Here is a 22,644-nt window from a genome sequence, read left to right as displayed (position 1 = left end):
CGCCAAGGAAATAGTATGAGCCAACTAACAGAATTATCCGCGGTTAAATGCTTTGGCGGCTGGCAGAAGCGATTCAGCCATGCATCCAAAGTACTGAACTGCACTATGCAGTTTTCTGTCTACCTGCCACCGCAAGCCAAGCAAGGTCAGGCCCTGCCAGTGCTTTACTGGTTGTCCGGCCTAACCTGCAGCGATGAAAATTTTTCCAGTAAGGCGGGCGCGCAGCGTGTAGCCGCTGAATTGGGTATCATCCTGATCATCCCCGATACCAGCCCCCGTGGGGACGGAGTCCCCGATGCACCGGATGGTGCTTACGACCTCGGCCTAGGGGCTGGTTTCTACGTTAATGCCACTCAGGCTCCCTGGGTGGGGCACTACCGCATGTATGACTACATCGCTGACGAGTTGCCCCAGCTTTGTGAAGCCAACTTTAAACTAGGCAAGGCTGCCATTACCGGTCACTCTATGGGCGGTCACGGCGCGCTAATCATGGCACTGCGCAATCCCTCGCGTTATAGCTCGGTATCCGCCTTTGCCCCCATAGTGAACCCCAGTGAATGTCCCTGGGGTCAAAAAGCATTGACGGCCTATCTGGGTGAAGATCGAAACCAGTGGCAGCAATACGATGCCTGCGCTTTATTAAATGACCTTGGCCAAAACTGGACAATGCCTATGCTGATCGACCAGGGGTTGGCGGATAACTTTCTGGACTCGCAAGAACTCAGCCGCCCGCTGCAGGCTGTATGTGAACAGCACGGTGTGCCTGCAGAGTTTCGCTACCATGCAGATTACGACCATAGTTACTACTTTATCGCCACTTTTATTGAGGACCACCTGCGTTTTCACGTAGCGCATCTTCAATAATCCGACCAACATAAAAAAGGCCGGTGTAATGCACCGGCCAATTCACGGCAATCGCACGCTAGTTAACGGGAAAGCTTCTTATCCACCTTGGTTAGCAACATCTCGATTTCTTTTTGTCTGGAGCTGTCGGCCAAGGCTCGGTTAGCACGAGGCTCAGCCTGTTGCGCCAGCAACAGATACTCTTTGGCCTTGGTATATTTGCCATCGTCAAATAAAAACTCGCCATAGAAATAGTTTGGATCAATCCCCTTAGGGTTCATTTCCAGGGCTTGCTTAAGCAGTTTTTCGGCCTTTTTGTCGCTACCAAAGCTCACCGGCCAACCGGGCAACTTATGATAAAGCACGCCCAGGCTGGTTAAGGCCGAGCCACTTAGCGCCTTTTCATCCAGGCTGATGGCTTTTTCCAGCGACGCTTTCGCCTGCTTAGCCAGACCCAACGCATCCAGCCCCCCTTTTGCACCGGCCGCACTGGATTGACTGATTCCCAACCAAATCCAGCCTTCGGCTCGCTGGGGCTGCGCTTGTGTCAGGGACTCGGCCTTGGCAATCAACTCGTCAAACGCCTTATCCCGCTCTTTTTCAGCCAGCGTGTAATTCACCACTGCCCATTGCTGCTGTACAGCCAATAGCTCTGGCCATTCATCCGCCTGAGCAATGGACATCAGCATCAATGACATACCACCAGCCACTGTTATCAAAGTACGTTTCAGCATATTCATACCAGGATCTCCTTCGCATGTTGTGCAGCAAATTTCTTAATAATGGGTAATTTTTTAACCAGGGCGTTATCCACCAAAGCGGGAAATGCACCGTTAATTCGAACAAATAATTTCTCGGGAAAACCAATAAACTTGCGACGTTCCCCCTGTTGCAATTGGGTTTTCAACGCTTGTGCAACCAGTTCAGGGCTATCCACCTGATTGCCCAGCGCCTTATTCATCGCCACCACGTCATCACTGTTGATAGCGGTTTGGGTCGCACGCGGAGCCAGATAAAACACCTTTACCGATGACCCGGCCAGTTCACGTTGCAAAGCCTCAGTAAAACCTCTCAGGCCGAACTTGCTGGCGCAATACAGGCTGTTGCAAGCAAAACCTATGCTGCCGAAGGTAGAACCGACGTTAACGATGTAAGCCTCCGAATGTTTTTTCATCGTCGGCAGCAAGGCCCGAATTAGCGCCATGGGAGCTAACAAGTTGGTCTGAATCGTCTGCTCCAAGTCCTCATCAGACATACTTTGCAGCTCACCAAAAGGCGCAATGCCCGCGTTATTGATCAACATGCTGATGTTGGGAAATCGCGCCAGTTCCTTGAGCAATTCATCGCGCCCCTGACTCGAGCTGATATCCGCCACCACTATTTGGTGGGTGCCGGGCAGACTGTCGGCCAGCGTTTGCAACGCCTGTGCATTGCGCCCCTGTAAAATCAATTGAACACCGGCTTCAGCCAGGGTACGGGCAATAGCCTGGCCGATACCGCCACTGGCACCTGTCAGCAAACAAAGTTGAGTTGACCAGTTCATATCCTTCTCCTAGGCAGCCTGAGCCAGACCATGGCAAGGGTCCAGCTCATAAAAGATATTGCCGTATAAGCGAAAGAACATGCGGGCGGCATGCAAAATCACGTCCTGCTCGGTTTCATCGTCAATCTGATTCATCAGGTTTTCAAAGAACACAATATGCTCCTGATCCAATGCACCATGTGAACGCAGATAACTGAAGGCTTTGGTGGGTAAGTCCAACTTACCCTGAATCTGCGCGGCTGCATTGTCAGCCAGGGCAATACTGGTGCCTTCCAGTACAAACACCATGCCGAAAAACGCCAGTGGATTAACCCGCTGAACAGCATCATAGGCATAGGCCACCATCAATTCGGTGGCACTTGATGGTTTACTTTGTCTGGCTTGCTGCTTGTCATAACCGCAAGCGGCAATGTCATTCAGGATCCATTCCTGGTGGCCCATTTCTTCTTCAATGTATTCGCCCACAGCTTCGCGCAGCCACTCTTTGCTTTCCGGCAAGCGACTGCCAGCCGTCATCAACAATGGCACTGTATGCTTAACGTGATGGTAGGCCTGTTGCAGAAAGGCGACATAATCGTTGAGGTCAAACTCACCACGAAAACAGCGCTGAATAATAGGGGCCGATAACAGGTAATCGCGTTCAGTGCGGGTTTCGGCTTGTAATCTTTCATATAGCTTCATGATAAGCTCCTGATTCAACGTAATTTTCCATTTGATAAAAGGCGTCGATGTATTTAGCGAAGCGCTGTAACATGACATCGCGTTTTAATTTGCCATTGGCGGTAAACAGGCTGGTGTCCTGCATCTCATCTGCACTAAGCAGGTGCCAGGCTCTGATCTTGGCATAGTCAGGTAAGCGGACATTGGTAGCGTCAATGGCAGAGGCAACCAAAGCAGCGGGTAACTGAGCTTGCATGGGCACTAATAGGGCTGTGCAGAAGGGCTGGCTGTCGCCCACCAGCATCACATGCCGAAACATGCCGCTGGCCATAACCTCCGCTTCAACCCACTCAGGCGAAATGTTTCTGCCCAGCGAGTTAATCAGCAGATTTTTAAACCGCCCATCGATGCCAACATAGCCATCAATAAAGCTGGCTTTGTCACCGGTACGCACCACATCCGGATACCAGGACTCAGGTTGGTTTAAATAGCCAAGAAACAGGTTGCCACGTACCAGCAATTCGTCATCTTCAATTTCCAGGCGATTGTGTGGCAGCGGACGCCCCACGCTCTTAAGCTGATTGTGCTCTGGGGTGTTTAAGGCCACCACAGAGACACACTCGCTAAGTCCGTATCCCTGATAAACCGGTAGTCCGATAGCTTGGGCTTGTTTAAGCAAAGCCGCCGACACCCTAGCGCCGCCCACCGCAATAAATTGCAAAGATGCGGGTGGACGCCAGCCTTGCCGCCACGCCTGAATCAGCAAGGTCAACAGCTCAGGGACTAAGATCAAACTCGTGGGCTGCCATTGGCTAATCAGAGCCAGCATGGCTGCGGGGTCTGTGAGCTGGCTTCCTATAAAGCCTCGCTGTGCATCATCGGCCAGTACAACTTTGCCCCCCGCCAGCAGCGGCGCATATACACCCGCCACATTCTCCAGCAATGTAGCCAATGGCAACAAACATAGATGCACGACGTCATCCATTGCCAGGGTATCCACCAGGGCTTGCGCAGTAATTTGCTGTGAGGCATGACTGAGACAAACCCCTTTGGGCATGCCGGTTGAGCCTGAGGTAAAAGTGATCTTTCCGGTGCCTTGTGGCAATTGTGCGGCTTTTTCGGGCCTGATGTGTTCAACACTAAAACTACCAAATGGTTGATTGTCCTGTCCTTTCAAAGGCGCACTGACTATCAGATCCACGGCGGCGGCACTCAGCAGATGGTCCCGCTGTGGTTTGCTGAAAAACACAGGTACAGGCACACAGCATACGTCAGCACGTTGGCAGGCTAAGTCCATCAACACCCATTCAATGCTGTTTTCAAGGCTAAGCGCCACACATTGGATGCCATGTTGCTTGAGCCAGTCGGCGCGCAACTCAACCTGCTCGGCTAGCTGCCCATAAGAAAGTTGCGCATCACTACTGCAAAGTGCCATAGCGTCTGGGGCAAAGTCGCAGGCTGGGAAATACATTACAGGCTCCTCAGTTCAGCGGTCAGGGTCTGGATATCGGCACAAAATGAAGAAAACAGGCCTGGCAACAAGTCTCGCTCAAGCATGGGCGTCATGGCGTCTTTCAGATCAAGCACCATGATTTTGGGTTCAGTCTCATAGTAGCTTCCCCAGTCATCATTGGATGGCGCTAAACGAGAAAGATCAGCATCAGCCAGATAGGTCAGCTTGACACCTTCTCTTTGCAACAAGGCAATTAAGTGGTTGGTACCGCAAAACAGCAGATGGCTATAGTGATTGAGAAACAAGCCCAATGTGCTTGCCATAAACAATGGCATGGCGTACCGGCGTGACAGTGCAAACAGATTGCCTATTTCCGCAATCTGCTCCGGCTGAGTGGCAATTCCTTTAGCTGCCAGACAATCCATCACATTGTCGTCAAGGTACTGTTGAACAAACAGGGATTCGCGTCCGCTGCGCAAACCAAGCGCAGCCTGATAATGCTGACCCTTAATCGCCAGCAGTGTAGGCATAAAGTGATGGATATCTGCGCCGTACGCTTTGGCGAAGCCTTTCTTAATGAAATTTTCCAGCTCAGGGCGAGCCAGATCACCAGGCAAGGCACTGGACAAACTCAGACCACTGCCACTTTTAATCGACGCATGGCGGGTAACATCGCCGCAATACTGCACAACTTGCTGGTACATAAACGTCTCCTATCACTCACTTCTGATAGGAAGGTATACCGTCAAGCTTAAAAGAAACTTAAGGCTTCCAGATATTATGTTTTATTCAGAATTCCTGACTACGCTATTCAGAAGTTAACGACCTGGGCACTATGCTTAACACTGTCACTTTGACTGTTTCGGTATTCAGTGGGTGTCTGATCAAAATGACGTTTGAATACTGCATACATATACTGTAGCGACGGATAACCACAGATACTGGCTATTTCTGTAGGACTAACCTGAGTATCATTTAACATTTTACATGCCCGCCCCAATTTCTGATTGTGCAACTCTGTATGAATAGAATGCCCCCTTTCACTGCGAAAACGCTGCTCAAGGTTAGAACGAGAAATGCCGACAAAATCCGTTACCTGTTCCACCTTAATACCGCGAGTTGCATTCTGACGGATATAATGCATGGCTTGTATTACGTGAGGATCTTTAAGCGCTTTAAAGTCGGTTGACTGACGTGAAGCCACGCCGGCAGGTGGCACTAAAATCTGTTTGCGGCCTATCTGAATGTTACTGAGCTGTTTATGCAACAACTTGGCCGCTTGATAGCCCATTTCAAAGCAGCCCTGAGTCACGGAGCTTAAACTGATACGGCTTAAAAACCGCGCGATGTCATCATCATCAATACCGATAATGGCCACATTGTCCGGTACGATCAAACCAATATGATCGCAAGCTTGCAACAAATGCCGGGCTCGCGAATCTGTCACAGCCAGAATACCTATTGGCTTGGGTAAACTTTGGATCCAATCGGTCAGACGGTTCATTGCGTATTGCCAGGTTTCAGGCCGTGTACAATGCCCTTGGTATATTTGGCATTCGTAGCCATCCTTAGCAGTTAGCTCGGTAATAGCAGCTTCACGTTCGCGGGCCCAACGATGATTTTCATCAATTGGAACACTATAAAAAGCAAATCGCTCCAGCCCCTTTTGTTTCAAGTGTTCATAGGCCAGCTTCACTAAGGCTCGGTTGTCTGTGGCAACATAGGGCACAGCCGGATATTGGCAGGGATCTGCATATGATCCTCCCACACCAACTACAGGTTTATTACTTCCTTTTAGGGCTAGTTGAATATTCATGTCATCAAAGTCGGCAATAATCCCATCACCACTCCATTCGTGAATATGTTCCAGACGACACAAAAAGTCTTCTTCAAGATAGACATCCCAGTCGGCTTTGGACGATTGCAGGTAATGGCCAATGCCTTCGATCACCTGGCGATCGTAGACTTTGTTGGCATTAAACAGCAGAGTAATACTGTGTCTTGCTTTGAACATACTTCACCCAATTACTTTTTTTACTTTTTAACCAAACATTAACAACCCAGTTGAATCATAGACTTTAAGGCGATTTTTCAAATACTCAAAGTATTAATAGCTACTCAGTTACGAAATTTCGTAATTGCCGCATTGCGTCGACTGACCAAGGATCTAGCCATTCTCATCTCTGTTGGACATATGCATGTACTTAGGTATCGACCTTGGCACCTCAGGCGTAAAGGTGATAATGCTGGCCGAAGACGGCCAGATTACAGATAGCGAATCTTATTCCCTCTCAATATCCAGACCTCATACCTTATGGTCTGAACAAGACCCCGAGCACTGGTGGTTGGCATTAGATCGTTGTATGACGGCACTGGCGAAAAGACAAGCTTTGTCTCAAGTCAGGGCCATAGGCTTGTCGGGACAAATGCATGGAGCCACATTGTTGGATCAGAACCATCAGGTCATCCGCCCAGCCATTTTGTGGAACGATGGTCGAGCACACCCCCAATGTAAGCAGTTGGAAGACAAGGTGCCAGATGCAAGAGAAATCACTGGAAATTTGGCGATGCCGGGTTTCACAGCCCCTAAGCTGCTGTGGGTTAAAGAGCATGAGCCCACCAATTTCAGCAAAATTTCTACGGTATTGCTACCAAAGGACTACCTGCAATTTCGCCTGACCGGAGAACTTGCTACTGACATGTCTGATGCTGCGGGCACCCTTTGGTTAGATGTGGCCAAGCGCCGCTGGAGTGAAAAGATGCTGACCGCCTGTGGTCTGCAACTTAGTCAGATGCCCAGGTTACTGGAAGGTAATCAGATTGCAGGGTACCTGCATACTTCGTTGGCTCAGCGATGGGACATGTCTACCGTGCCGGTAGTCGCAGGCGCTGGAGACAATGCGGCAGGTGCAATTGGTGCTGGTCTCATTCACCCAGGGCAAGCCATGATATCGTTGGGCACGTCGGGGGTTTACTTTGCCGTTAGCGATGGTTTTCTGAAAAACCCGAAGTCAGCATTGCATAGTTTTTGCCACGCGTTGCCTGGCACCTGGCATTTAATGTCCGTGGTATTGAGCGCCGCTAGTTGTCTGAGTTGGTACGCCGATAACATTGTCAAACTCCCCGTATCAGCATTGCTGGAAGAACTTGAGCAATACCAAGCAAATGAAAAAACGCCGCTGTTTCTACCTTATCTAAGTGGTGAACGTACGCCACATAACAACCCTCAAGCCTCAGGAATGTTTTTTGCGTTGACCCATCAAACCCAGCGGGTTGACTTGACCTATGCTGTGCTGGAAGGGGTCGCCTTTGCACTGGCGGAAGGTACCGAGGTCTTGCATACCACAGGCCTTGTACCAAAGGAAATCAGTCTGATTGGTGGTGGCGCGCGCAGCCCTTTCTGGCGACAGTTGCTGGCCAATACCTTGAACCGAAGCCTGACGTTTCGTGAAGGAGGCGATGTAGGGCCTGCGCTTGGCGCCGCCCGATTAGCAAAACTTGCGCTGCATCCCAAAGAGGATCCAGCCACTATCTGCCCCCCACCACCTGTGTTGGCGGTACATCAACCTAACGCCTGTATGCACAGCCTGTTAGCAAATCGTTTGGTCAGGTTCAAAGCCTTGTATCAAGCCCTGCGTGGTCATTTCTAGACAATGCGCAAAAGCACAAAAAAACTCTGAAAAAACGTAATTGTTGGACATCGTACGATTGACCAATATTCGCAAGTGATATTCTACTGGAGAGCAACATGGCTCAATTTTTTGACCAAATAGATAAGATTGCCTTTGAAGGGCCAGATAGCCAAAACCCATTGGCGTTTAAACATTACAATGCCGACGAGCTGATATTAGGCAAAACGATGGCACAACACCTTCGACTCGCTGCGTGCTACTGGCATAACTTCTGTTGGAATGGCCAGGATGTATTTGGTGCAGGCACCTTCGGTCGTCCATGGCTCAAGACCGGAGATCCCATGGTTCTGGCCAAACAAAAGGCCGACGTTGCTTTTGAATTTTTCCATAAGCTGACCATCCCTTATTATTGTTTTCACGACGTGGATGTTGCACCGGAAGGTAATAGCATCAAAGAGTACGTGAACAACTTTGCAGAAATGGTGGATGTCTTAGAGCAAAAACAGGCAGAAACTGGAACAAAATTACTTTGGGGAACGGCAAATTTGTTCAGTAACCCTCGCTATGCGGCTGGTGGGGCATCCAATCCTGATCCTGAGGTATTCAGCTATGGTGCCACCCAGGTTTTTCATGCCCTAAATGCCACACATAGACTGGGCGGTGAAAACTACGTGTTGTGGGGAGGCCGCGAAGGATATGAAACCTTACTGAATACCGATTTACGCCAGGAGCGCGAGCAGTTGGGCCGGTTTATGCAGATGGTCGTAGAGCATAAGCATAAAATCGGTTTCAAAGGCACCTTGTTGATTGAACCCAAGCCTCAAGAACCGACTAAGCATCAATACGATTATGATAGTGCCACAGTGTATGGCTTCCTGAAACAATACGGTATTGAAAATGAATTTCGTGTAAACATCGAAGCCAACCATGCGACATTGGCTGGGCACTCCTTCCATCATGAAGTCGCCACAGCGATATCCCTGGGTATCTTTGGCAGTATCGACGCTAACCGTGGAGATGCACAAAACGGCTGGGACACTGACCAGTTTCCAAACAGTGTCGAGGAGCTGACGCTGGTGATGTATGAAATCCTAAAGGCCGGCGGTTTTACCACAGGGGGCTTTAATTTTGATGCAAAATTACGCCGTCAAAGCCTGGACCGCTATGATCTTTTCCATGGCCATATTGGCGGCATGGATCATCTGGCCATGGCGTTAAAGAAAGCCGCCGTACTGATTGAAAAAGAATTTCTCGCCGACACCGTGGCCAACCGCTATAGAGGTTGGAACAGTGCATTAGGCAAAGCCATTCAAAGTGGAGAACATTCCCTGCAATCACTCGCTGCTCTGACATTGAGTCAGGAATTGGATCCGCAACCCGTCAGTGGCCGTCAGGAATGGCTGGAAAACCAAATTAACCTGGTACTATATCGTTAATATCTCTAGCCCATATGCGGAAAGGAAGCCGCATATTGCGCCGACACCTATGACGAGCGGACTTATCTGTAGGTCTATAGCTGCAGGAGGGCACGCTGCTCCCCCGAATTCCCAGTCAATTAGTCAGTTCTTCTCAGTTTGGAAGTCCTAATAGCTGACAATGGTAAATAACCACCTGATGAGTTGAACGAGTTTGACTTGACCTTTCGCCTGATAGCCACTGCTGTCACTCATATACCAGAACCAGCCAGTTTATGGATGTTGTTAATGGCTTTGAGTTTACTGTTGTGCATCAGAAGACAGCAGCGGACCTAACCCCTCGGGTTTATCACTACGTCATTGCTATCCTGTGTTATCAATTACTTATCTAATTGATAACACAGGGTTGCTTCAAATGGTTTATCAGGCTGACTGAAATGGAAAGGGAAACCTATCTGGTTAGGTGAGTCAGGGAAAAACTGGGGTTCCAGGCACAATCCCTGACGCGGTGTGAATGGTGTACTTAAATAATCACCAGTATATAGCTGTAGTCCGGGATAGTCCGCGCTAATGGCAAGTTTCAAGTGCTGATCGGGACTGATTAGGCTCGCTGCAGATTGTTTGAGACTGCCACCAACCACAAAGTTATGATCCACGGCAGTATCGGCCAGAACTCTGGCGCAACGAAAATCAAATTGGCTGTCTTTGACGTTACGAAGCTCGCCGGTGGGAATCCCCGCATCGTCGACTACAGCGAAGTGTTCAGCATCTAATTGCAAGTAATGGTCATTAATGGATATGGTGTCAGCCGCTAAGTTGAAGTAGGGATGAAACGTCGGCCCAACCAGACTGATTTGCCCTACTTCAGCCTGCATTCTCACCCATAGTCTGCTGCAATCTTCTAATTCAAATTCCAGCTTATAGTTGACAGGCCCAGGGTATCCGCCAACACCATCCTGTTGCAGATACCTCAGAGAGAGTTGCGATCTCGTCGAATGGCAATACTGCCATCGAACATGATGAAGCCCGGAAACACCGCCATGTAGATGATGATTCCCCTCATTTTGTTCTAATTGGTATGTACGTGAGGCTATTTTAAGTTTTCCGTGCCCAATACGATTGGCATACGGACCAACGACCGCACCTAAATAATATGGGTCCTGCTGGTACTTCAAGATATCTTGATAACCCAGCACAATATTGCGCTTGCCACTTCCTAACCTGGTAGACCAACTGCACAATCTTGCTCCCCAGTCCAAAATAGCCACCTCATCGCCGACACAGTTGGACAAACGGAAGACCTGAATTGACATAAAACACCCAGCAAATAAAGCTCAGAGTAAAAGTCCCCCGTCCAATAGCAAAGTGCGTTTGCTTGCTTAGCCTTTATGGAATTTCACTGCCTTCGCGGTCTGATGAAACGGCGAGAATTCAATAGTGGCGGAATTTGCTCACTCGATAATAGGTAAAAACGTCAGCCTTTTCTCAATTGAGAAAAGGCTGAGATCCCCATGGCTGGGCTTCCACTTTTCAAGTGAAATAGGGATTAGGCGGGCGCAGGTGGTTGCTTATATAAGTGCTATCACCCCGGCATATTTTCCAATTCCGTACCTTTGGTTTCATGTACCATCTTAATCACGAACCACACGGACAAAGTAGCACCCAGCGCATACAAGCCATAGGCACCGGCCAAACCAATACCAGTTAACAACATAGGAAAAGTCATGGTAATCAGGAAATTGCTCCCCCACTGGGCAAGGCCACTGACGGCCAGCCCCGAGCCACGGATCTGGTTAGGGAACATTTCTCCCAACATCACCCACATCACCGGCCCCCAGGACATATTAAAGAAAAACACATAAGCGTTGGCGGAAAATAACGCCAGTGCTCCCCAACTCCCCATAATCAAACGGCCAGACTCGTCCTGACCAGCATTGGCAAAGGCCAGTACCATCAGCGACAGCGTCACAGCCATCCCCACCGAACCCCATTTAAGTAGTGGCTTACGACCAATTTTGTCAATCACCAACAAAGTGATCACGCAGGCACCAATGGACAAAGCACCGCTGATTACATTAATCAGCAGGGCATCCGACTCAGAAAAGCCCACCGCCTGCCACAGCACTGCACCGTAGTAAAACACCACGTTTATGCCCACCAGTTGCTGAAAAGTTGCAAGACCTATGCCGACCCAAACAATCTTGCGCACCTTACCACTGTGTTTGTCGATAAGATCACGCAAACGGGGTCTGTGATGATCCTTGGCCAGAGACTGGTCGATTTCCTCTACCTTGCGACGCGCTACGGTGTCACCGTATAAGCGTGCAAGCACCGCCATCGCCTGCTCACGACGGCCCTTAACCACTAAAAAGCGCGGGCTCTCCGGAATAAATAGGAGCATCAAAAGAAATAACACAGCCGGGACCAGTTCAATCCAGAACATCCAGCGCCAGGCCGCATACTCCATCCACAATTCACTGGTGGAAGCGCCGGCACTGGCGGCCAGAATATAGTTACTTAAAAAAGCCGCAAACAAACCACTGATAATGGCAATCTGCTGGACTGTGGTCAGCATTCCCCGGTAGCGGGCCGGTGCCACTTCAGAAATATAGGCTGGCGCCATTACCGACGCCGCCCCCACCGCCAGTCCTCCAAGAATCCGATACAACACAAACTCCTCTGAGCTTGCAGCAATACCCGAACCCCAGGCACTAACAATAAAAAGTACGGCGGATACCAGCAATAAAGCACGGCGACCAAATCGATCCGCAAGTCTCCCTGCGAAAAATGCCCCCACCGCGCACCCCAACAACATACTGGATACATTAAATCCTGTTCCGATACTTTCAGAATTAAAGGCAATTTGCAGGCCATCCACGGTACCGTTAATCACCCCACTATCAAAGCCAAACAAAAAACCACCGATGGTGGCCACGACACTGATAAAAGCAATAAAAAGGCGGTTTTCTTCTTGATGTTGTAACAGAACATTATCAATTGCTTGGTCCAAGTTGCGATCCTTCCTAAACGGCTAAATGCTGAGGTTTTCCCAGCATACGGACCTTAAATGATTGACGCATCCAGTTTGTTAAAAATAATAAAGCCACACTCACATTCCGTTAACCTTGAAGCCAAGATTCGCTGGTATGGTGGGGCCAAGCGTCGCAAGTCGCCATTACCTCGCAAGTAAAAAACACAAAAAGCAGGAACAATATGTCGCAAACACTAACCATCACAGAGAAGGTGGGATATAGCCTGGGAGATTTGGCCGCTAATCTAATTTTCCAGACTTTGATGACCTTTCTGGCGTTTTTTTACACCGACGTGTATCAAATTCCACCCGCCCAGGCTGCCAGCATTATTTTTGTCGGTGGCTTGATCGGTGCGTTTTTTAATCCCTTGATGGGCCTGATTGCTGACCGCACTCAAACACGCTATGGCAAGTTTCGTCCATGGATACTCTGGACATCTGTGCCTTTTGGTCTAATTGCCCTGGCGGCGTTTTCCACCCCGGATTTCGGCCCTGACGGCAAGCTGGTCTACGCCTTTGTCACTTATGTGCTGTTGGTGATTATCTACTCAGCCAACAATCTGCCCTACTCTGCCTTAAGTGGTGTGCTTACCGGCAGCATGGCTGAGCGTAACAGTTTATCCGCCTACCGTTTTGTGGCGGTGATGGTGGCACAATTTATCATTCAGGCGCTGCTGCTGCCGTTGGTATTGATTTTGGGTGACGGTGATAAAGCCCTGGGCTTTAAAAACACCATGACGATATTTTCTGTGGTGGGCATAGTATTTTTTCTCATCACCTTTATCACCACAAAGGAACGGGTGATAACAGTCACTGAAGGCCATTCCAGCATCGCGCAGGACCTGCGCGACCTGTTGCATAATCGTCCCTGGGCCATCATGCTGATTCTGACTATTCTGGTGTTTGTCACCTTGTCCCTGAAAGGCGGCATGTACGTTTATTACTTCGAGAATTATCTGCATGAAGCGCAGATAGCCGTTTTTCTGCAGGATATCGGCTTTAATCAGTTTATCGCTGGCCTGAATAGTCTGTTGACCAGTATCGGGCTGAACGCGTTTCACTGGCCTGAGGATGCCGCCACCTCCGGCTTCAGCTTGTTTAATGCCGGTGGCATTCTGCTAATGATTGTAGGTATTGGCTTTTCCAAACCCTTGGCAGATCGCTTCGGCAAACGGGATGTCTTTGCCATAGCACTGTTTATCTCCACGCTGTTTATTCTGGTGTTTTATCTGCTGCCAGCCGACGCCATAGGCTTAGTGTTTCTCGCGCAGATTCTGCACGGCTTTTTCTACGGCATCACCATTCCCCTGCTTTGGGCCATGATTGCCGATGTGGCCGACTATTCAGAATGGAAGAATCACCGCCGTGCCACTGCGATTATCTTTTCCGCCATGATCTTTGGACTGAAGCTGGGTCTGAGCATTGGCGGCGCATTGGTGGCCGCCATCTTAGCCCAGTATGACTACAACGCAGCCCTTGTCACTCAGACGCCACAGACCATTGAGGGCATCAAGCTGTCGGTCAGTTTGTTCGCAGCCATCCCCTTTCTAATCGGTGTGGTTATTGTCAGCCGCTATGAAATTAACAAGCGACGTGAACACCAGATAGAGCTGGAACTTAGCCAGCGTCGCCAGGCATTGCAAAGCCAGTAACAAGACAGGAACAGGTATGTCAGAACAATCCATCGACTATAAACAACTGCGCGCCAAAGCGTTGTCCCAGCCACTGGTAGAACATATTTATACCGCAGATCCGTCTGCCCATGTATTTAATGGCCGCATCTATATCTACCCGTCTCATGACATTGATGCCGGAATTGCGTTTAACGACAATGGCGACCACTTTGCCATGCAGGATTACCATGTATTGTCTTTAGACAAACCGGGCGGCCAGGTCACAGATCACGGTGTGGCGCTGCATATTAAGGACGTGCCCTGGGCTGAGCGGCAAATGTGGGCACCTGATGCGGCGTATAAGAACGGCACCTATTACTTCTACTTTCCGGCCCGTAATGCACAAGGGCGCTTTCAGATTGGCGTAGCAACGGGGGATTCCCCTGCCGGGCCCTTTACGGCTCAGCCACAACCTATAGCCGGAAGTTTCTCCATTGATCCGGCCGTTTTCGCCGATGACGACGGACAATACTACCTGTATTTCGGCGGCATCTGGGGTGGGCAACTGCAACATTACCGCGATTGTCAGTACGATCCTGCCTTTGCTGAACCTTTGGCGCATGAGCCGGCATTGGGGCCGATGGTGGCGCGCCTAAGTGAAGACATGCTGGAGTTTGCAGAAACACCACAGCAGATCCAGTTGCTTGACGAGCAGGGGCAGTTGCTGCTGGCCGCAGACAACCAGCGGCGTTTTTTTGAAGCGTCCTGGCTGCATAAATACCAGGGTAAGTACTATTTTTCTTACTCCACCGGCGACAGCCATTTTATCTGCTACGCCACCGGCGACAGCCCATACGGCCCATTTGTCTATCAGGGCAGGATACTGGAGCCGGTAGTGGGGTGGACCACGCATCATTCCATCTGCGAAGTCGACGGCAAGTGGTATTTGTTTTACCACGATTCCAGTTTATCCGAAGGCGTCACTCACTTGCGCTCGGTAAAAATGGCCGAATTAACTTACGACGAACAGGGCCGAATCCAGACTCTGCAACCTTATAAGGAGTGACAATGCGAGGATTTAAAGTGGTTACCGGAGTGGGACTCTCTCTGTTTGCCTTGTCGTCTTGGGCGCAACCCTGGCCCTATCAGAATCCCGATCTTGCGATAGAAAAGCGCGTAGAAGACTTGCTGGGCCGTATGACGCTGGAAGAAAAAGCCGCGCAACTGCAAACCATCTGGCATCAGCGCCGCGACATGGAAGATACAGAGCAAGGTTTTTTGCCAAACAAAGCGGCCGACATTATGCCCCTGGGCATCGGTCATATCGGCCGCCCCAGTGAGTTTAAAACCCCGCGTCAGACCGCCGAATTTAATAACGCCGCCCAGCGCTGGCTGAAGGAAAACACCAGATTAGCCATCCCCGCCCTGATGCATGAAGAGGCCCTGCATGGCTATGTGGCCTTTAATGCGACCAGTTTTCCCCAGGCAATTGCCCTGGCCAGCAGTTGGTCGCCACAGGATATGCACGATATCTATGCTCTGGCCGCCAGCGAAATGCGTGCGACAGGCGGACACTGGGCGCTGACGCCGATATTGGATATTGCCCGCGATCCACGCTGGGGCCGCATTGAAGAAACCATGGGCGAAGATCCTTACCTGATGACCGCCATGGGAGTTGCGGGGGTTAAAGGTTTTCAGGGCGAGCACGCCAGCGAGCAGTTTGCGCCAAATAAGGTGGTCGCGACGCTTAAACATCTGACCGGTCATGGTCAGCCCCAGGCTGGCGTGAATATTGCCCCGGCACATATAGGCAAACGGGAGCTACATGAAATCTTCCTGCCGCCTTTTGAAGCCGCGGTCAAACTGGCCAGAGCCGGCAGCATCATGGCGTCCTACAATGAAATCGACGGTATCCCCTCCCACGTCAACCAGCCACTGCTGCAGGACATAGTGCGAGACGAATGGGGTTTTGATGGCGTGGTGGTCAGCGACTACTACGCCATTGCCGAACTGGTCAGTCGCCACCGCCTGTATCAGGATGACGCTCAGGCCGCCATAGCCGCTCTGAGTTCAGGTGTGGATATGGAAACCCCGGATCGTCAAACCTTCGTGCACTTAGTCAAGCTGGTACAAAGCGGCCAGTTGCAGGAAGCACTGATTGACAGAGCCGTACGCCGGGTACTGACGATGAAATTCAGACTGGGGTTGTTTGAACAACCCTTTGTGGATGCCAGTCAGGCCGATGCCTTAGTCGGCTCCCCTGCCCAGCGCGAATTTGCCCGCCAGGTGGCGGAGAAGTCTATGGTTTTACTGAAAAACGACGGTTTGCTGCCGCTGGACGCTGGCAAGCTCAGGTCCCTGGCAGTGATAGGTCCGCATGCAAACGAAACCCTGCTTGGCGGTTACAGCAGCATTCCTAAACAAACTGTGAGTATTGTGGCGGGTCTGCGCGACAAACTCAAAGGCCAGGTACGGGTTGACTATGCCCCGGGTACCAAATTAACCCAGGACCAGTTCAGCCCTGACCAGCGCAGCCAGCAGGCCAACAGCTTTTCGATGCAGCGCTGGAATGAGGATAACGTGGTGTTAGGTGAACCACAGCACAATCAACGCTTAATGACCGAAGCAGTGGCACTGGCAAAGCGTGCCGATGCAGTGGTGCTGGTGCTGGGTGAAAACGAAGCGCTGTCCAGAGAAGCCTGGGCAGACGGACATCTGGGCGACCGCACCAGTCTGCAACTGGTGGGCAATCAGGTGGCGTTAGCCAGGGCGATATTGGCCACGGGCAAACCCGTGGTACTGGTGCTGACCAATGGCAGACCGCTGGCCTTAGGCGCACTGGCTGAGGATATGCCAGCGATTATTGAGGCCTGGTATCTGGGCCAGGAAACCGGTTCCGCCATCGCCAACGTGCTGATGGGGGATGTCAGCCCCAGTGGTAAATTACCGCTGACCTTCCCGCGTAGCGCTGGCCATATCCCCAGCTATTACAACCATAAAGCCTCAGCTAAACGGGGTTATTTATTTGACGACATCACCCCTCTCTATCCTTTCGGTCATGGTCTTAGTTACAGCCGGTTTGAGTATACAGATCTGCAACTTGACGCCAGCGATGCCAAAGCGAATGGCCACATCAAGGTCCGTTTTACCCTGAAAAACAGCGGTAAATATGCGGCAACCGAGGTGGTGCAGCTATATATCCAGGACCCGGTAGCCAGCGCCACCCGGCCGGTAAAGGAATTGAAGGGCTTTCAGCGGGTTGCCCTGCAGCCTGGTCAGCAAGCCAACGTCAGTTTTGAACTACCAGTGAATCTGCTGGCATTTTTTGATAACCACATGCGCTGGGTAGTCGAGCCTGGAGAGATCCGACTGATGATAGGTAGTTCATCGGCTGATATTCGTTTACAGCAAGCTTTCAGCATTGGGGGCGAAATCACCGATGTAAGGGCTAACAAAGCTTACTTAAGCAAAGCTTCTGTTGATTACAAGTGATGTTCCATGATCGTGTCAGGCCGCTGTTCGCAACGTATTGTATCGCTACGAACAACGGCCCTGGTTTGATAAAAAAGTCACTTATAAAAGTGTCATTATTCCCATCAAAATGAATAATACGCTGGCTATCACACGGGTAACATTGAGCGGAATTTTCTCCATCAACCGAGCTCCAAGATAAACCACCGGCACATTGGCGAAAAGCATGCCAAGGGTTGTCCCCATAGTCACCCAAAATACGGATTGATACTCGGCGGCTAACAGCACTGTCGCCACTTGCGTTTTATCGCCAATTTCTGCCAGAAAAAACAACACGAGCGAAACTAAAAAAGGACCATAGGCATCAAAACGACTGCTCACCGCATCTTCCTTATCTGGCACCAGCAACCACAATCCCACCAGAATAAAACTGCCTGCCAATAGCCATTGACCAAGCGAGGAATTAATAAAACCGGCTAACCAGGCGCCCAGCCAGGCAGAGGCGGCATGATTTAACAGGGTGGCCAGCAGAATACCCATGACGATTGCAGATTTATTGCGAAATTTAGCAGCCAGCAGAAGCGACAAAAGCTGGGTTTTATCACCCATTTCGGCCAATGCGACCACAGCGGTGGAGGTAAAGAGAGCTTCCATTTAGACAATCTCAGGCGGGATACAAAACCAAAGGCAAACAACCCTCTCCCGCCTAATGGAGTGGCCATTTGCCTTAGGTCTCGCCGATATCCGCATTACCACGAATACAAATTTGCCACAGGCATGAGGCCTGACTATGTTGACAAACTTACCTGCCAGTAGGTGGCAGGCGGGCTACTCCCCCAAGACGGAGCAGAGACTATCACAAGCGGCTTTGCAGTTCACCCGCTTTCTGATATTGATAGCTTACTGACTTGGATCAAGCTGCACCAATCAACCTGATTTATGCTAACCCTATGCGTCGTTTAAAAGGTGCTACTAATGACTGATAACAAGTTGATCGTTCTGTTAAAAATCTTAATGGGGGTAGGCATTAGCTTTATCCTGCTTGGCGTTATCTTGCATTTTAATCCGGCTATGGAATCACTTGGCGTCACCGGCATAGTAATAAGTGCCTCGCTGGTTGCGGTCGGAATGGCTATGTCGCTCCCCACAAAAATGTACCTGACTTTTATTTTTATGCGCATGGAAGCCGAGCAAAGCACAGACAAAAACACTCAAGCCATGGCTGAAGGAGAATCCCCCAATAAAGATTGAAAATCCGGTGGGGGACGATAACAAGGTTTGGCGGCAGGCAAATTAACAACGTACTGCAATGCCTCACTGATAAAGACATCAACCTGACAATGCAACCCACTCCCCCGATAACAATAGCCAGCCAACATCTCTTGAGGTTGACCTGCGCCTTGCCAGGCCGTTGTAAGCTGAGTTTGCAGTTCCACCAACTTATTCTGTGCTAGCAGCGCGTCTCCGAGATCAACCACAAACCAGCGCATCACACTTTCCTTCTGAGCTAGGCATTTTATCTCCCTTATATAAAGACGATGACTTACAGGTTTCGCTGTTAATTATGAACGTCGAATGGTAACCACCGAATTTCTTAATCAGACACCCCCACATTGGATGAGCGACGTCTGGCATTTCCCTTCATACCTATGTCGGTCATTAGCAACTCGCACGACAGTAATAATGAATAAACTCTCGGTGGGAAGGTAATTTCTGTACAACTTGCCCAATGGTCTGACGAATGCCCTGCAGATGCTGACGCAGCTGCGCTTCCGGCACGGCCGCCACCAGTTGATTATAGCCCTGCGGCATCAGCCCCTGGCCCAGCATCACATGCACCCAGGACTCCAGCCTGAACAATTCATCACTGCTTTGAAAACATTGGCCACATTCACGAAACAACGCCATGCGCTGTGCCAGACTATCGGGAATGGCCATGGTTCGGCAGTAACGCCAGAACGCGCTGTCATCACGGCGGGTCAGGTGGTAATGCAGAATAATAAAGTCGCGGATTTTTTCCAGTTCAACAATGGACTGCCTGTTGTACTCATCCACCTGTGCGCTCTGCATGCCGTTAAAGGGAAACAGTTTCAGCAGTCGCACCACCGCATTCATAAACAGATAGATACTAGTAGATTCAAGGGGTTCCACAAAACCACTGGATAAGCCCATGGCAATACAGTTTTTATTCCAGAACTGCTTACGCCGACCGGTTTGATAGCGAATCAAGCGTGGCTCGGTGAGTGGCGCGGTCTCCAGATTGGTCATCAGCCGTTCACGGGCACTATCGTCATCCAGATGAGCGCTGCTATAGACCAGGCCATTACCCACCCGGTGCTGCAGAGGAATGCGCCACTGCCAGCCACTGTCATGGGCCATGGCACGCGTATAGGGTGGCAGCGTGTCGGCGGATTCAGTCTGCACTACCACCGCACTGTCGCAAGGCAGCCAATGTTGCCAGTTTTCATAACCGGTTTGCAGAGTCTGTTCAATCAACAAGCCTCGAAAACCGGTGCAATCGATAAACAGATCCCCTTCCACCCGCTGGCCGCTGGCCAGCACCAAGGCACGGATATGTTGGCTGTCGGGATCCTGTTCTACCCTGGCGATGCGTCCTTCGATGCGCCTGGCCCCATGCTGCTCACTGAATTCACGTAAAAATTTGGCGTAGCGACCCGCATCAAGATGATAGGCATAACTGATGCTGGAACTGTCGGAGCGGGCAAAACGTCCAGCCTCGGCAGCCTGCAATTCATAGCAATAGTCATCAATGGCGTAATCGATTCCGAGCGTCTTTCCATGCAGCCAGTAATGTTGAAAATCAGCCAGAAAGCTGCCCTTGCCAGTCGTGCCAAAGGGATGAATATAACGCTCCCCAATATCTCCCCAACCTTCAAAACTGATACCCAATTTAAAGGTCGCATGGGTTGCACGCATAAAAGCTTGCTCATCAATACCCAGCAATTTATGAAACACCAGCATGGGCGGAATGGTTGCTTCCCCTACCCCCACGGTGCCGATCTCTTCCGACTCCACCAGGGTCACGTCTACCAGATTGGCCAACTGTTTGGACAAGGCAGCGGCAGTCACCCATCCGGCTGTACCCCCACCGGCTATCACCACTTTTTTTACCTGCTGCACGGCTGTTCCTATCTGTTGAGTTTATTAATAAGCCTGGCGCGCAATTGCCTGGAGCTTAGCTCCGTCATGGGCCCTAAGTCCCCCCAGGCTTGCTCCGGCAAATGGGCTCGTGGCAACTGACTATCGCCAAACACGTAATAGTCAAATACCTGCTTCCAGGCTGCTTTTTCATGGGCTGGTTTATCACGCAGACTCAGCATGGCATGCTGCAGCACATTCATGGCCGAGCCCATAAACTTTGCCGCGTCACTCCACCAGTAGTTGATCAGAATATTGACACTGTCCAGTCCTTCCACCTGATGCCACCACATACTGGGAATATAGATAGCATCCCCCGGCTCCAGCTCAACACTGAGTCCGACTTTGATGGCTTCGGCAAAGCGTGGAAAGCGGCCAAGGTCCGGCTGATGAATATCCACCGAGGTAATGGCCTGTCCGCCGGGGGTAGGGGTGAGCGGCCCCGGGTAGAGGTTGGCTATCTGATCCGGCGGAAACAAGGTAAAACGCCGCCGCCCCATCACCACACAGGCAATATTGTCTGAGGCATCATAATGACAGCGGGCTACCGAACGATTGCCTATCCAAAGACTGGGCACTGGCGGTTCACAGGCTTGCGGCGATGGCCTGAGGGGTATGTCTAAATGGTTGTCAGCGCTCAGGCCCGGGAAGTTGTAATCAATCACATTGGAAGCAATATAGTAGCTTGGTGGGTTGGCGGTTTGCCGACAGGCCAGCAGCCTGTCCAGTACCTCATCCAGCGCCATGCGGCTGGTTTCATAATTAAGCCGGGTAAAATCGTCGTTATAGCCGTAACGACCGTCAAGCCCCGGCTCGCCCTGATAAACAAAAGCCGGATTGCCGTTATAAAACGATTTAAGATAAGCCACTGCCTCATCGCTGGACTGCCTGCCCAACATTACCAATTTCCAGTGACTGACCAATCCCTTAAACACCACGGGCTGGCTAAAGCCACTTAGATCTGCAGGTAGCTGACCAGGAGGCAGGTTGTTCATAACCGGCACAGGCGCATAGTCGACGTGCATCAGGCCCCCTTAGCGGCCTGACCCAGGCGCTGATTTTTCTTGTCTATCAATTGCCGAATATTACTAAGAGAAGCCATGGCCGCATAGCAGAGTGGCAAAGCGCCAGCCTGGTGTAAGCCATGCAACTTTTGCGCATCCAACTGTGCCAGGCGCTGTTCGCTGATGGTGGCATAGCCGGTCAGGCGCAGTTTTTCGCCGCTGTGCAGTTCAATATCAATATTGATGGGTTCAAATAAATCCAGTTCCTCGATTAAGGCATAAAGACCCGGTGCCATGGCCATGCCCTGATGGAGCTGGGTTAAACATGCAGAAACAAACTCCAGATAGGGGCTGTTGCCACCGTATTCCAGAAACAGTGCCTTGCCTTGCGGCTGATTAACCTTAGGGTGGTCCATATCAATATGGATAACAGCCACTTCCTGATGCTGCCCTTCTTCCTGACGATGCTGCATACCAATCAAAAAAGGTCCCCGCTCTAACATCGCCGGTATCTGTCTGGCCGCCCAGCCTGAAGGCAACTGCGGCTCCAGAAATAGGTTCTCGCCGGCTTCAAATCCTAACAATGCCAGAGCCTGATAAGGGCCATTGGGCTGCTGACGACGAAACAGCAGGGGGTATTCCTTTTGCAGTTCGGTAAATTCATTGGGCATCACCGGTACACTGGCCAGATTGTCACCATACTCCGCGGCAAACCGGTGCAACACCCGGGTCTGTTGATGACTGATATTGTTAAGCAAAACATGTTGCGGCATAAATAATACTATCCCCTGAACAACTTAACCTCTGTATCCCCACTATG

Annotated in this window: 21 protein-coding genes and 1 riboswitch; of the genes, 8 read left to right on the top strand and 13 right to left on the bottom strand. The window is 50.6% G+C overall.

The window, feature by feature from the left end; all coding sequences use genetic code 11:
• The first annotated feature begins 15 nt into the window (after nucleotides 1-15).
• Nucleotides 16-864: an S-formylglutathione hydrolase gene (gene fghA, locus J0A65_RS01960; RefSeq protein WP_206592425.1), complete on the top strand. Its 849-nt coding sequence runs from the start codon at nucleotides 16-18 to the stop codon at nucleotides 862-864.
• Between the two features lie 62 nt (nucleotides 865-926).
• On the opposite strand, the gene J0A65_RS01955 is transcribed toward fghA, so the two are convergent.
• The 6 genes from J0A65_RS01955 to J0A65_RS01930 all read right to left on the bottom strand — a co-directional run bounded on the left by J0A65_RS01955 (nucleotide 927) and on the right by J0A65_RS01930 (nucleotide 6,513).
• Nucleotides 927-1,583, bottom strand: coding sequence for a tetratricopeptide repeat protein (locus tag J0A65_RS01955; RefSeq protein ID WP_206592424.1), 657 nt, complete (start codon nucleotides 1,581-1,583; stop codon nucleotides 927-929).
• Complete coding sequence (locus J0A65_RS01950) at nucleotides 1,580-2,386, bottom strand: SDR family oxidoreductase (RefSeq protein ID WP_206592423.1); 807 nt, start codon at nucleotides 2,384-2,386, stop codon at nucleotides 1,580-1,582. Before J0A65_RS01950 ends, J0A65_RS01955 begins: the two co-directional genes overlap by 4 nt.
• A gap of 9 nt (nucleotides 2,387-2,395) precedes the next feature.
• On the bottom strand, nucleotides 2,396-3,067 hold the full coding sequence (locus tag J0A65_RS01945) for a TenA family transcriptional regulator (RefSeq protein WP_206592422.1): 672 nt from the start codon (nucleotides 3,065-3,067) through the stop codon (nucleotides 2,396-2,398).
• Entirely contained in the window at nucleotides 3,054-4,517 is a 1,464-nt protein-coding gene (locus J0A65_RS01940; RefSeq protein ID WP_206592421.1) for an AMP-binding protein, read from the bottom strand. The genes J0A65_RS01945 and J0A65_RS01940 overlap by 14 nt, the downstream gene beginning before the upstream one ends.
• Nucleotides 4,517-5,203, bottom strand: coding sequence for a thermostable hemolysin (locus tag J0A65_RS01935; protein ID WP_206592420.1), 687 nt, complete (start codon nucleotides 5,201-5,203; stop codon nucleotides 4,517-4,519). The genes J0A65_RS01940 and J0A65_RS01935 overlap by 1 nt, the downstream gene beginning before the upstream one ends.
• Before the next feature lie 107 nt (nucleotides 5,204-5,310).
• Nucleotides 5,311-6,513: a XylR family transcriptional regulator gene (locus J0A65_RS01930; RefSeq protein ID WP_206592419.1), complete on the bottom strand. Its 1,203-nt coding sequence runs from the start codon at nucleotides 6,511-6,513 to the stop codon at nucleotides 5,311-5,313.
• 184 nt (nucleotides 6,514-6,697) lie between these two features.
• Here J0A65_RS01930 and xylB point away from each other — a divergent pair, with 184 nt between their 5' ends.
• From xylB to J0A65_RS27880, 3 genes are all read left to right on the top strand, one after another.
• A complete protein-coding gene (gene xylB, locus J0A65_RS01925) occupies nucleotides 6,698-8,149 on the top strand; it encodes a xylulokinase (protein WP_206592418.1) in 1,452 nt (483 codons plus the stop codon).
• A gap of 98 nt (nucleotides 8,150-8,247) precedes the next feature.
• A complete protein-coding gene (xylA, locus tag J0A65_RS01920; protein ID WP_206592417.1) occupies nucleotides 8,248-9,567 on the top strand; it encodes a xylose isomerase in 1,320 nt (439 codons plus the stop codon).
• Nucleotides 9,568-9,750: 183 nt separating this feature from the next.
• On the top strand, nucleotides 9,751-9,882 hold the full coding sequence (locus J0A65_RS27880; protein ID WP_416135291.1) for a PEP-CTERM sorting domain-containing protein: 132 nt from the start codon (nucleotides 9,751-9,753) through the stop codon (nucleotides 9,880-9,882).
• A 44-nt stretch (nucleotides 9,883-9,926) separates the two neighbouring features.
• Here the strand turns inward: J0A65_RS27880 and J0A65_RS01910 are convergent, their stop codons facing one another.
• Nucleotides 9,927-10,859, bottom strand: a complete 933-nt coding sequence (locus J0A65_RS01910; protein WP_206592415.1) for an aldose epimerase family protein — start codon at nucleotides 10,857-10,859, stop codon at nucleotides 9,927-9,929.
• A 269-nt stretch (nucleotides 10,860-11,128) separates the two neighbouring features.
• Entirely contained in the window at nucleotides 11,129-12,556 is a 1,428-nt protein-coding gene (locus J0A65_RS01905; RefSeq protein ID WP_416135290.1) for a sugar porter family MFS transporter, read from the bottom strand.
• A gap of 203 nt (nucleotides 12,557-12,759) precedes the next feature.
• Between J0A65_RS01905 and J0A65_RS01900 the strand changes: the two genes are divergently transcribed.
• From J0A65_RS01900 to J0A65_RS01890, 3 genes are read left to right on the top strand one after another with little or no spacing between them, the layout of a single operon-like run.
• Nucleotides 12,760-14,229, top strand: a complete 1,470-nt coding sequence (locus J0A65_RS01900; protein ID WP_206592414.1) for an MFS transporter — start codon at nucleotides 12,760-12,762, stop codon at nucleotides 14,227-14,229.
• Nucleotides 14,230-14,245: 16 nt separating this feature from the next.
• Nucleotides 14,246-15,256, top strand: a complete 1,011-nt coding sequence (locus tag J0A65_RS01895; protein ID WP_206592413.1) for a glycoside hydrolase family 43 protein — start codon at nucleotides 14,246-14,248, stop codon at nucleotides 15,254-15,256.
• 2 nt (nucleotides 15,257-15,258) lie between these two features.
• A complete protein-coding gene (locus J0A65_RS01890) occupies nucleotides 15,259-17,682 on the top strand; it encodes a glycoside hydrolase family 3 N-terminal domain-containing protein (protein WP_206592412.1) in 2,424 nt (807 codons plus the stop codon).
• Nucleotides 17,683-17,763: 81 nt separating this feature from the next.
• Here J0A65_RS01890 and J0A65_RS01885 read toward each other — a convergent pair whose 3' ends face one another.
• On the bottom strand, nucleotides 17,764-18,315 hold the full coding sequence (locus J0A65_RS01885) for a TMEM165/GDT1 family protein (RefSeq protein WP_206592411.1): 552 nt from the start codon (nucleotides 18,313-18,315) through the stop codon (nucleotides 17,764-17,766).
• 3 nt (nucleotides 18,316-18,318) lie between these two features.
• Nucleotides 18,319-18,512, bottom strand: a riboswitch (yybP-ykoY riboswitch).
• A gap of 124 nt (nucleotides 18,513-18,636) precedes the next feature.
• On the opposite strand from J0A65_RS01885, the gene J0A65_RS01880 reads away from it, so the two are divergent.
• Nucleotides 18,637-18,912, top strand: a complete 276-nt coding sequence (locus J0A65_RS01880) for a hypothetical protein (RefSeq protein ID WP_206592410.1) — start codon at nucleotides 18,637-18,639, stop codon at nucleotides 18,910-18,912.
• Here the strand turns inward: J0A65_RS01880 and J0A65_RS01875 are convergent.
• The 4 genes from J0A65_RS01875 to J0A65_RS01860 form a co-directional block, all read right to left on the bottom strand.
• Complete coding sequence (locus tag J0A65_RS01875; protein ID WP_206592409.1) at nucleotides 18,873-19,151, bottom strand: hypothetical protein; 279 nt, start codon at nucleotides 19,149-19,151, stop codon at nucleotides 18,873-18,875. The two genes, J0A65_RS01880 and J0A65_RS01875, sit on opposite strands and share 40 nt — an antisense overlap.
• A gap of 169 nt (nucleotides 19,152-19,320) precedes the next feature.
• Nucleotides 19,321-20,802 carry a tryptophan halogenase family protein gene (locus J0A65_RS01870; protein ID WP_206592408.1) on the bottom strand — a complete coding sequence of 494 codons (1,482 nt, stop codon included), beginning with the start codon at nucleotides 20,800-20,802 and terminating at the stop codon, nucleotides 19,321-19,323.
• Between the two features lie 8 nt (nucleotides 20,803-20,810).
• A complete protein-coding gene (locus J0A65_RS01865; protein ID WP_206592407.1) occupies nucleotides 20,811-21,845 on the bottom strand; it encodes a cupin-like domain-containing protein in 1,035 nt (344 codons plus the stop codon).
• Complete coding sequence (locus J0A65_RS01860) at nucleotides 21,845-22,597, bottom strand: SapC family protein (protein WP_206592406.1); 753 nt, start codon at nucleotides 22,595-22,597, stop codon at nucleotides 21,845-21,847. The genes J0A65_RS01865 and J0A65_RS01860 overlap by 1 nt, the downstream gene beginning before the upstream one ends.
• Nucleotides 22,598-22,644: the final 47 nt, after the last annotated feature.

Origin of the sequence: Bowmanella yangjiangensis, assembly GCF_017255015.1 — a bacterium.
Taxonomy (GTDB): Bacteria; Pseudomonadota; Gammaproteobacteria; order Enterobacterales; family Alteromonadaceae; genus Bowmanella; species Bowmanella yangjiangensis.
This window is presented reverse-complemented; position numbering and strand designations above follow the sequence as displayed.

Excerpts from the sequence above, each read along its gene's own strand:
- fghA (WP_206592425.1), top strand. The coding sequence starts at position 16 with ATGAGCCAACTAACAGAATTATCCGCGGTTAAATGCTTTGGCGGCTGG.
- J0A65_RS01955 (WP_206592424.1), bottom strand. The coding sequence starts at position 1,583 with ATGAATATGCTGAAACGTACTTTGATAACAGTGGCTGGTGGTATGTCA.
- J0A65_RS01950 (WP_206592423.1), bottom strand. The coding sequence starts at position 2,386 with ATGAACTGGTCAACTCAACTTTGTTTGCTGACAGGTGCCAGTGGCGGT.
- J0A65_RS01945 (WP_206592422.1), bottom strand. The coding sequence starts at position 3,067 with ATGAAGCTATATGAAAGATTACAAGCCGAAACCCGCACTGAACGCGAT.
- J0A65_RS01940 (WP_206592421.1), bottom strand. The coding sequence starts at position 4,517 with ATGTATTTCCCAGCCTGCGACTTTGCCCCAGACGCTATGGCACTTTGC.
- J0A65_RS01935 (WP_206592420.1), bottom strand. The coding sequence starts at position 5,203 with ATGTACCAGCAAGTTGTGCAGTATTGCGGCGATGTTACCCGCCATGCG.
- J0A65_RS01930 (WP_206592419.1), bottom strand. The coding sequence starts at position 6,513 with ATGTTCAAAGCAAGACACAGTATTACTCTGCTGTTTAATGCCAACAAA.
- xylB (WP_206592418.1), top strand. The coding sequence starts at position 6,698 with ATGTACTTAGGTATCGACCTTGGCACCTCAGGCGTAAAGGTGATAATG.
- xylA (WP_206592417.1), top strand. The coding sequence starts at position 8,248 with ATGGCTCAATTTTTTGACCAAATAGATAAGATTGCCTTTGAAGGGCCA.
- J0A65_RS01910 (WP_206592415.1), bottom strand. The coding sequence starts at position 10,859 with ATGTCAATTCAGGTCTTCCGTTTGTCCAACTGTGTCGGCGATGAGGTG.
- J0A65_RS01900 (WP_206592414.1), top strand. The coding sequence starts at position 12,760 with ATGTCGCAAACACTAACCATCACAGAGAAGGTGGGATATAGCCTGGGA.
- J0A65_RS01895 (WP_206592413.1), top strand. The coding sequence starts at position 14,246 with ATGTCAGAACAATCCATCGACTATAAACAACTGCGCGCCAAAGCGTTG.
- J0A65_RS01890 (WP_206592412.1), top strand. The coding sequence starts at position 15,259 with ATGCGAGGATTTAAAGTGGTTACCGGAGTGGGACTCTCTCTGTTTGCC.
- J0A65_RS01885 (WP_206592411.1), bottom strand. The coding sequence starts at position 18,315 with ATGGAAGCTCTCTTTACCTCCACCGCTGTGGTCGCATTGGCCGAAATG.
- J0A65_RS01880 (WP_206592410.1), top strand. The coding sequence starts at position 18,637 with ATGACTGATAACAAGTTGATCGTTCTGTTAAAAATCTTAATGGGGGTA.
- J0A65_RS01875 (WP_206592409.1), bottom strand. The coding sequence starts at position 19,151 with ATGCGCTGGTTTGTGGTTGATCTCGGAGACGCGCTGCTAGCACAGAAT.
- J0A65_RS01865 (WP_206592407.1), bottom strand. The coding sequence starts at position 21,845 with ATGCACGTCGACTATGCGCCTGTGCCGGTTATGAACAACCTGCCTCCT.
- J0A65_RS01860 (WP_206592406.1), bottom strand. The coding sequence starts at position 22,597 with ATGCCGCAACATGTTTTGCTTAACAATATCAGTCATCAACAGACCCGG.